Source organism: Micromonospora sp. NPDC057141 (assembly GCF_042670805.1).
Taxonomy (GTDB): Bacteria; Actinomycetota; Actinomycetes; order Mycobacteriales; family Micromonosporaceae; genus Micromonospora.
The window spans coordinates 22359-31500 of sequence record NZ_JBHUVA010000076.1; the positions used below are offsets into that span (position 1 = coordinate 22359).

Below are 9142 nucleotides of genomic sequence, written 5' to 3' on the forward strand. Positions count from 1 at the left end.
GATACTGGGTTGGCAGTCCGCTGCGAGTATCCCCCTGATTCGCCCGGCCCTGAGGTAGTTTCCACTCCGCGCGCAACACCCTTCTTGGATGATGCAGTCCCGATCGTCCACATTCACTTTCACTCGTGAAGGGCCCGACGGCGGACATGGGCGAACCCCTCGAACCTTACGTACCCGACCCCACGCTCAGGGCGGCGCTGGAGGACTTCGGGCAGCAGTGCGACCGGGAGATCAGCGTCCCGCCGCAGACGCGCCTCGACCGGGGCTACAGCGGCGCCACTCTCTTCGTCGCGAAGCTCACCGAGCCGGTGCCGCCAGGCCGCCGGACACTCACCCGGAAGGTCTTCGTCAAGGTCCTGCCGGCCCGCTCGCGGAGCCGGGAGGTGCGCGGCCAGCACTGGTCACGTGCCACCGCACGGGCGACCCCGGGCGACTTCGCCCGGCAGCACCTGGCCGAGCAGATCTTCCCGCCGATCGACCTGCGCGACGGCCGACGGCTCATGTTCCAGGAGACGACCAGCGGCTTCCAGGAGACGACCGACGACGGTGCCCGCGTGCGGGGCCTGGACCAGCTGGACGGCGAGGACCTGCTCGCCGCGTTCCGGGCCGTGCTGGAAGCGGTGCTGCACGAATGGAACGGCGTCGCAGCGGCACCCGGGAGGGTCGGCCCGTCGACCCGCCAGACGACACTCGGCCCGTACCTCGAACGGGAACTGCGGGCGGCCGGCGGGTGGGAGAAGATCCAGCACGCGATGAGCATCTTCGGCTTCCACAGTGGCGCCGAGTCGCTGCTCATCGACTCGCGCCCTCTGCCGAACCCGCTGCGGCCCGTCGACCCCGCATCGCCGCACCACCGCCAGCCGATCGACTTCCACCCCGGCTTCACCCACGGCGACCTGCACGGCGGCAACGTGCTCGTGCCCTGCGGGGCCGACGGCAGGTCGTACCCCGAGCGGTTCTCGCTGGTCGGGTTGAGCGCCGTCGACGCGGAGGCCCCGCTGACCCGCGACGTGGCCGCCCTGCTGCTGGCCACCGTGCTCCGGTACGTCCCGAGCCTCACCCGCGACGGGTCCGAGGCGCTGATCGACTACCTCGTCCACCCGCAGCGGGGGCGGCCGGGCACGCTGCCCGGGCCCGTCGCGGAGCTCGTCCGGATCGCCGACGAGGTGGGGACCGCCTACGCCCAGCCCGGTGGGACGGCCACCTGGCGCAGGCAGGCCCGCCTCTCCCTGATCGCCCAGGCCCTGACCTGCACGACCTTCGAGGACCTGCGGCCCGACCGGGGCCTGTGGTGCCTCCGGCTGGCGGCCCGCGCCATGCAGGCCCACCTCGAGGAGAACCCCTTTGGGTACGCAGCCTCGGCCGCTCCGCCCGCCGCCGTAGGCAGGTGGCCGGTAGCCGCACCGGCGACCCCCGACCGGGAGGCGGACACCACGCACCCGCGCCAACCGCCGGCCAGCGGTTCGCCCGACCCCGCCCCGGCACGGCGCAAGATGCCGCGCGGGCTGTCACCGCGCCGGGTGCTCGTGTGGTGCGTACTCGCGGCGGCGCTGCTCGCGCTGGCGGGCGTCGCGGTGTGGGCGCTCGACCCGTAGGAATCAAACGGGCACGGGAAACGGCGCCGACGGCGCGGACGTGCAGCTCGACCGTGCCGTCGGGACGCGGGGCGTTGGCGGGCGAGTACCAGCGCCAGCGACCGGGCAGCCCGGGCACACAGAGGGGTACGGCCTGCCCGGGACGAAACGGCAGGCGACGCCAGGGGCGTACGGTGACAATGGCGACGCCCACGGCGGGGCTGTCGCCAACCACTCAAGGGGTGACGACCATCAGGGGCGGTGACGGCTCAGGGGCGGTGACGCTGGAGCCGTGCTGCGAGCCGATGACCGGCGAGGACGGCGACGGCACCGAGTACGAGGCCGGCCGCAAGCGGGATGACACTCTTGGCACGAGGCGCCGTTGCCGCAGGCTCGGGCGGGGTTGCCGGCGAGGAAGCAGCCACCTCGTCGGCCGCCGGTCCCGAGTCGAGCGCAGAAAGGTAGCTCTGGTCGACGACAGCCGTGAACCGGCGCGCACGCCTAGACGTCTCGGCTTTCATCCGTGGCCCTCGTGCCTCCGCCCAGAAGCGACGCCCCGCCGTTCCCTTGAAGAACTGATCGGCGAGCACTTCGAGGTGGGCCTCGCTGAGCACGTCCACCTCCCACATCAACTGCCAATGCGACACGATCAGGTTCGTGTAGACGTGCTTGCGGAACCAGTCGAGGTCGGCGGCCTCCTCGATGGGTCCCCAGCACTCCAGCAGTTCGGGGTCGTCAATGGCCATCTTCAGCAGGTCGGTGTGTAGCGCACGGATCGACTGCTCCCGCGCCGCCTTCGCCTCCCGCCCCTGCAACACCAGGGAGGTGGCCACTCCGATCAGCGCGAGCGCGGCGAGGATGGCGGACGCGGCCCCGTAGGTCTCACCGACGTTCCCCAACAACGCCCAGTCGTACCCGGGCCGACCGCCGATCCAGAGCAGGCCGAGCGGAGACAGGAGTACTGCGACCAGCATCGCCAAGACGGCAACCAGGAGGGCGGTCGGCGTCGCCGACCGGCGTGCCACGACGGAGACCGCTCGGAGTCGGGACACCCTGCCTCCACGCTCGCTGGTGGAGGCAGGTTACTACAGGTGCGCGGCCGGAGGCCGGGCCCCGCCGACCTCCCGACCGAAGAACGAGTCGAACGGCTCGGCCTTCTCCAGCAAGGCCAGAACCTGCGTCCGGCAACCCTCGACAACCGTCGGATCGATGAACTTGTCCGCCCCGACCGGTGCGCCGGACTCGTCGTACCTGACCTCGTACACCGCCTGCCGTCCGGCGACCATCAGCTCCGGCACGGTGCCGTGCGTCTCCTCCAACTCCCGGACCTGACCGGCGTCCAGCACCCGGATCAGTTCGCCGGCATCAGCCCGGTAACGGAGGAAGTGCAGCTCCCAGATCAGGTACGGAGTGAGCGGCGCCTCGACGATCCGCAGGCGCCGCAGCCCGGAGCCGCGTTTCTCCAGTTCCTGGAAGAACCGCACCAACTCCGGATTGGGCTCGGCCGCGATGCGCAGCGCCTCCTCCCAGCGTCCCTCCGCGTACGCCTCCCAGCTCGGGCTGCCCGGCTCGCGGAACGTCTGGATCCGCTCGGTCTTCAGGATCGGACCGTCGACGGACTCGACTGTGGCGTAGAAGTCGGCGTCGTACTCCGCGAGGCCCAGACGTTTACCTGATGCCGAGCGGAGCAGGTCACGCATCCGGGATGTCCGGCTTCGCAGCCACGATCATGCTCCGAGGAATGACCACCAGCTTCTCGTCTTCCCCCACGCTCACTCCGTCGGGCAACCGACCGGCGTAGGCGGCGGTCAGATCTCGGCCGATGACCGCGACATCGCCGTTCGACAGCTCCCACACGTCGGGGCAGGTGGTGGTGCCGCCGCTCTCGCCGAGCTCTGCGGCGGACCGCCCGAGCCTCCGCGCGAAGCCAGCAGCACTGTCCGCTTCCCACCGTCTCGCCATGGCCACTCCCCGTAGTCGACGATTGGCGGTCAGGCTAGCAAGTGCCACCGTGCCGACCACGTCATTCGGCAGGCGATTTCACAAGGGACGAAGTTAATCTCTCCCGACCGCACAGCGATCGACAGTGACGTGTCGGCCATGCCGCTACGCCGACCAGCGGCGGAGCCGCCCCCCAGCAGCGGCCCGCGCTGCGACAACAGGCGGCGGGCTGCGTGGACATTCCGCTGCCAGCCCCGCCGATATGCGCGGTACGTATACCGACGGCCCACGGAGCGGAATGAATGGATAGGCTCGACGAGGCGAGACGGACGGAGCCACCCGCGAATGGCGAGGTTTCCCGTGACACACCCGAACTGCCCCCCGGTGCGGCGGACGGTTGGCCCGCGACAACGACAGTGGGCGGTGCGCGCCGTGCCAGGCCGCCGAGCGGGACCGACTGAGCCGGCCGCCGGTGGTGCCGGCGAGCTTCTGGGAGCACGAGCCGGTGCGGAAGGCGCTCACCGAGCGGCACCTCGGGCGGGTGATTCGGGCGTTCCGATGCCACCCCACCACGGGCGGAACCCGCTGCCGCAGAGCGCGGTCGCCGAGTGGCTGGGAATCATCCAGGCGCAACTCAGCCGAGTCGAGAACGGCGCACCGATCGTCCATCTCGACCGGCTCACCCATTGGGCGCAGACTCTCCGCATCCCCGGCGAGCACCTCTGGTTCGCCCTGCCCGACCGGCCGTATCAGAGGCCGGACACGAGCAACGAGCAGCCGCGCCATCAGTCGGCCGGCTCGCAGAAGACAGCCGGACCGGCGACCCCAGTCCAGGCAGGTGCCTTCACCACGGCATCGGATGAAGGAGGTGGCGTCACGGACCGCCGACAGTTCCACGCCCTGGCCGCCCTCGCGGGCATCGCCGCGACCGGTCCCCTCGACCTGCTCTCGGCACCCGCCGAGGCTCCCAGCAGCATCGGCATGGAACAGGTGCGTTTCGCCAGCTCCCTGGTCGACGAGTTCCGTCGCGCCGACGCGGCTGCCGGAGCCGATCAGCTCTGCGACATCGCCATTCGCATCCACGCACACCTGTCGTCCTGGGCCACCAAGGCCACCTACAGTCGCGAGGTCGGCGACGCCCTCCAAAGTGCACTCGCCGAACTCGCCTGTCAGGCTGCCTGGCTCACGATCGACGCTGAACGCCGAACAGAGACCAGGCCGTTCCTGCATGAGGCGATCAGCCGAGCCCGTCTCGCGGACGACCCACGCGTCGAGGTACGCGCGCTCTCCTGCCTTTCGCTGCTGACCCGTGAGGACCGGCCGGGTGAGTCGCTACACTGTGCCGAATCTGCCCTCCGGGTCTCAGCGGGGTGGGCCACGCCACGCCTGACTGCTCTGTTGCACATGCGGCGAGCGCATGCGCTCGCCGTCCTCACGGATACGAGCGGGTTCGACCGGGAGTTCGCCAAATCCCGGCAGGAGTTCGATCGCGGGTTACACGAGGATGACCTGCCCTTCATCCACTTCGTTGACGAGCAGGAGCTGACTGGGCTTCAAGGGATGGCTCACCTGGCCTTGGGCCGACCGGGCCGCGCTGCCGAAGCCTTCCGCACGATCGCTGAGGCGCCTGCCGCAACCTACCGGCGGAACCAACTCCTATACACGCTCGAATTCGCCAACGCGGCCTATCTCCAGGGCGACGTCAACGGGGCAGCTCGTACCGCGCTGAATGCCCTTCCGCTGCTTCACCAGATGAGTTCGGGGCGAGTGACTCAGCTCTTTGGCCGCGTCCGGTCGAGCCTGGGGCGTCCGCAGCGGTCGACGGCCGCCACCCGCGAGTTCGTGGACGCCTACGATCAGGCGGTGGGCCGATGATCGAGAATCTGGTGCTGCGCCACCACACCGCCGAGCGGGCGACCAGGTTGGTTGACCAGCTCGTCGCCCTCTACCTCAAGGTGTACGTGGGCGGCGACGAGTTTCACAGCGAGGACCGCTACCGTCGCCAGCTCGCGGCACACATGCAGCGAGTCGGGTGGGACCTGGTGACGGCCACGGTCGACGGCGAGTTGGTCGGCTACAGCTACGGCTTCCCGCTGCCCGCCGGGACCGGCTGGTGGACGGGCATGCAGGAAACCGTCCCGTCCGGGTTCACCGACGAGGACGGCAAGCGCACCTTCGCCATCAGCGAACTCATGGTGGCCCCCACCTGGCAACGCCGGGGCATCGCAAGGGCCCTGCACGACGAGCTTCTCGCCGAGCGGGGCGAGGAGCGGGCGACCCTCCTGGCCAACCCGGACAATGCCCCGGCCCAGGCCGCCTACCGGTCCTGGGGCTGGCAGAAGGTGACCCAGCTCCGCCCGAACTGGGAGCACGCGCCGACCTTCGACGTCATGATCCGCCCGTTGCAGGCCGTCGGGTCGACCTAGGCCGGGCCGTGCAGGTGGGCGAGGATCGCCTGGTTGGCCTGCCAGCCGTCGGGAAACCTCACCGGCACGTCGAGGTGCACCGGCTCGGTCGACGGGTGGGCGTCCAGCAGCTCCGCGATGCCCGCCCGCGCCACCACCACGCACGCGTGCCGGTGCCGGGACGTCAGCACGCAGAGCCGCCCCGACTCCAGGTGGAACGCGGTCGCGTCCCGCCGGCCCGACAGCGGGTGCAGCACGATCGTCACGTCGTACTCGCGGCCCTGGAGCCGGTTGGCGGTGTCCACGGTGACGCCCGCGCCGGCCGCGCCGAGATGCGCGCGGATGGCCGCGACCTGGTCGCGGTGGGCGGCCCCGACGGCGATCCGGTCGGCGGTGACCGGCGCGCCGGCCGGCGCGTGCTCGGAGACGGCGACCGCGCCGCGCGCCAGCACCCGCAGCGCCAGCGCGGCGCACGCGGCGGCGGCCTCCCCATCGGTACGCGGGGTGTGCCGCTCCGGCAGCTCGAACAGCCCCCAGCCCGTCGCCGCCGCCAGCTCCACCGCCGCGTCGACGGCGTCCCCCGGCCCGGCCTCGGTGAACGCGAGCACCCGGTCGTCGTGGCCGGTGCCGGCGCGGAACCCGGTGAACGGGTAGAACGCCGCCGCGACCACCGGCGCCGCCGACGCGGGCAGCCGCCACGACACCGGCAGCCGGTGCACCGGCAGCTGCGGGTTGTGCCGCAGCAGCACCGCCACCGCGGACTGCATCGGGTCCCAGGTCAGGCCCGTCCAGCGCACGGTCTCGACCGTGGAGAACGGGTCGAGCTGCCCGGGATCCCCCACGAACAATGCCCGCTCGAACCTGCCGGCCACGCGCAACAACGCGTCAGACCGCATCTGGTACGCCTCGTCGACGATCGCCCACGGCCAGCAGCCCTCGGTGACCATGGCCCACTTGGCGGCCGTACCGATGACGACGGCCGGCTCGCCGAGGTCGGCGACCTTCGCGGCGACCTTGACCGTCGGGTGGTCCTTGACCCGGTCGGTCGGCCGGTAATCCGTGGCGGAGAGCCGGCCGATGCGCAGCTCTGGGGCCTTGCGGGCGAGCCGGTCGATGAGGTCGTCGACCTGCTCGTTGGTCTGCGCGACGATGATCAGCGGCTCACCGGCGGCGGCGAGTTCGACGGCGGCGCGGACGACGAGGGTCGACTTGCCGGCACCGGGCGGCGAGTCGACGACCACGCCCCGGTGGTCACCGGACCGCAGGTCGGCCAGCACGGACGTGACGACCCGCTCCGCCTCGACGGACGGCGGCACCTCCAGCCCGGTCAGCATCGATCCACCTTCCCCATGGGCGTCTCGCACACTACTGGCAGCAGCCCTGCCTGCGTGCGCCTGAGTATCCGGCTGTTCAGTCTGGCTTCTGTCTAGGATCTGACATTCGCCATTGCTGGAGTAGGGCAATCCGCCCAGAAGCGGGCCCCTAGGCCCGCAACAGAGTCGCACAGGGTGTTCGACCAAACACACAGTGGCTGCGGTGTCGGCTCCGCCATCCCTCGCAACACATAGGACTGATGTGGGCATCCCAAGGAGATGTAGCGGGCGTACGCACGACAGGTTCGCGCCGAGTGATCTGGATTAAGGCGTGACCCATCCTGCCCCCGAACAAGCGCTGATCATGCACTTCACCCACATCGACAACCTGCCAGCGATCCTGGAGGCGCGAAGACTCGTCGCGGACAGCGCCGCAGGCGCACGTCTGGTGACCGACGTGGGTTCGGTGCCGATCAAGGCCAACCGCCGGACCAGGCCGGTGCCCTGTCCACCCGGCGGGTTCGTCGCCGACTACGTGCCGTTCTACTTCGCGGCCCGTTCGCCGATGATGTACCGCATCGCGAAGGACCACGAGTCCGGCAAGCCGGGTTTCTACCCGGGTGGAGGCGACCCGTTGGTCTACCTGGTGAGCTCGGTCGACCGCGTGCACCGAGCTGGGCTGCGGTGGGTGGCCAGCGACGGCAACTGCGCCGCAATGCTCACCCGCTTCTCGGGTTCGCTGGACGACCTGGCCCAACTGGTGGACTGGCCGCTGATGCGGGAAAGGCACCGACGTTGTTGTCAGACCGGACTGGTACTACGGCTACACCCGAAAGGAGGCGCGCGAATGATCGTCATCAGCCACGGCAACCTGCTCACCGCTGACGCCGAGGCCCTGGTCAACACCGTCAACACCGTGGGTGTGATGGGTAAGGGGATCGCCCTCCAGTTCAAGCGCGCCCTCCCCGCCAACTACGCGGCCTACCGGTCCGCCTGCGCGGCGAAAGATGTCCAGTTGGGCCGGATGTTCGTGTTCGATTCCGGACGTCTCGGTTCCCGCCGATACGTGGTCAATTTTCCCACCAAGGGTCATTGGAAGGCCAACTCGAAGCTGTCCGACATCCAGTCGGGCCTCACTGACCTTGTCCGGGTCGTCCGGGAACGGCAGATCCGCTCGGTGGCGGTGCCGGCCCTCGGCTGCGGCAACGGCGGGCTCGCCTGGGACGTCGTCCGGCCGATGATCGAGCAGGCTTTCGCCGCACTACCGGACGTCGAGGTGCTGGTGTTCCCTCCGGAGGGCGCCCCTGCGCCGGCAGACATGCCGGTCGCCACCCGTAAGCCCGCTCTTACCGCCGGACGCGCCACGCTGCTGCGGGCCATCGAACGATATCTCGACCAGGCACGCGCGCTGGAGCCACGGGAGGGCATCACCAACCTGGAGATCCAGAAGCTCGCCTACTTCCTCCAGGTCTACGGCGAACCGCTGCGCCTGTCTTTCGCCCAGGGCAGGTATGGACCCTACGCGGACAATCTCAACCACGTGCTGGACCGTCTCGAAGGCCACTATCTGGTCGGTTTCGGCGACCGATCCTCGCGGGTCGAGGAGTTGCGTCCGATCCATCTCACCGACGGCACAAGCGAGGCCGTCTCCGCCTGGTTCACGTCCGGCCACCAGATGCCTGAGGCGCTCGACCGGCTCGCTGAGCTGATTGACGGGTTCGAGTCTCCGTACAGCCTCGAACTGCTCGCCACGGTGCACTTCGCCAGCAAGGTGGATCCTCTCACCGGCGACCTCGACGAGCTGATCAAACGTGGGCGAATTCAGGCGGTCGAAGCATTTGCCTCTACGAGTTCGGCGAATATCTCGGAGGGCTTCTTCCAATCATGGATCTTACGGGGTCGGTCGTTG

The 9142-nt window shown here is 69.9% G+C and carries 8 protein-coding genes; 4 read left to right on the plus strand and 4 right to left on the minus strand.

What is annotated here, in order from left to right; all coding sequences use genetic code 11:
* Positions 1-125: 125 nt before the first annotated feature.
* Entirely contained in the window at positions 126-1595 is a 1470-nt protein-coding gene (locus tag ACFT41_RS26965; protein ID WP_377588088.1) for a hypothetical protein, read from the plus strand.
* 248 nt (positions 1596-1843) lie between these two features.
* On the opposite strand, the gene ACFT41_RS26970 is transcribed toward ACFT41_RS26965, so the two are convergent.
* The 3 genes from ACFT41_RS26970 to ACFT41_RS26980 all read right to left on the minus strand — a co-directional run bounded on the left by ACFT41_RS26970 (position 1844) and on the right by ACFT41_RS26980 (position 3536).
* On the minus strand, positions 1844-2548 hold the full coding sequence (locus tag ACFT41_RS26970) for a DUF6082 family protein (protein WP_377588096.1): 705 nt from the start codon (positions 2546-2548) through the stop codon (positions 1844-1846).
* Between the two features lie 111 nt (positions 2549-2659).
* Positions 2660-3274: a DUF6879 family protein gene (locus ACFT41_RS26975; protein ID WP_377588090.1), complete on the minus strand. Its 615-nt coding sequence runs from the start codon at positions 3272-3274 to the stop codon at positions 2660-2662.
* Positions 3267-3536, minus strand: a complete 270-nt coding sequence (locus ACFT41_RS26980) for a hypothetical protein (RefSeq protein ID WP_377588091.1) — start codon at positions 3534-3536, stop codon at positions 3267-3269. Before ACFT41_RS26980 ends, ACFT41_RS26975 begins: the two co-directional genes overlap by 8 nt.
* Positions 3537-4073: 537 nt before the next feature.
* On the opposite strand from ACFT41_RS26980, the gene ACFT41_RS26985 reads away from it, so the two are divergent.
* On the plus strand, positions 4074-5390 hold the full coding sequence (locus tag ACFT41_RS26985; protein ID WP_377588092.1) for a hypothetical protein: 1317 nt from the start codon (positions 4074-4076) through the stop codon (positions 5388-5390).
* Positions 5387-5941 carry a GNAT family N-acetyltransferase gene (locus ACFT41_RS26990; protein ID WP_377588093.1) on the plus strand — a complete coding sequence of 185 codons (555 nt, stop codon included), beginning with the start codon at positions 5387-5389 and terminating at the stop codon, positions 5939-5941. The genes ACFT41_RS26985 and ACFT41_RS26990 overlap by 4 nt, the downstream gene beginning before the upstream one ends.
* On the opposite strand, the gene ACFT41_RS26995 is transcribed toward ACFT41_RS26990, so the two are convergent.
* The gene (locus ACFT41_RS26995; RefSeq protein ID WP_377588094.1) at positions 5938-7254 is read right to left on the minus strand and encodes an AAA family ATPase; all 1317 of its coding nucleotides are present in this window, start codon (positions 7252-7254) and stop codon (positions 5938-5940) included. The genes ACFT41_RS26990 and ACFT41_RS26995 overlap by 4 nt on opposite strands.
* A gap of 310 nt (positions 7255-7564) precedes the next feature.
* On the opposite strand from ACFT41_RS26995, the gene ACFT41_RS27000 reads away from it, so the two are divergent.
* Positions 7565-9142, plus strand: a 1578-nt coding sequence (locus tag ACFT41_RS27000; RefSeq protein WP_377614023.1) for a DarT ssDNA thymidine ADP-ribosyltransferase family protein, incomplete at its 3' end; no start/stop codon positions are given.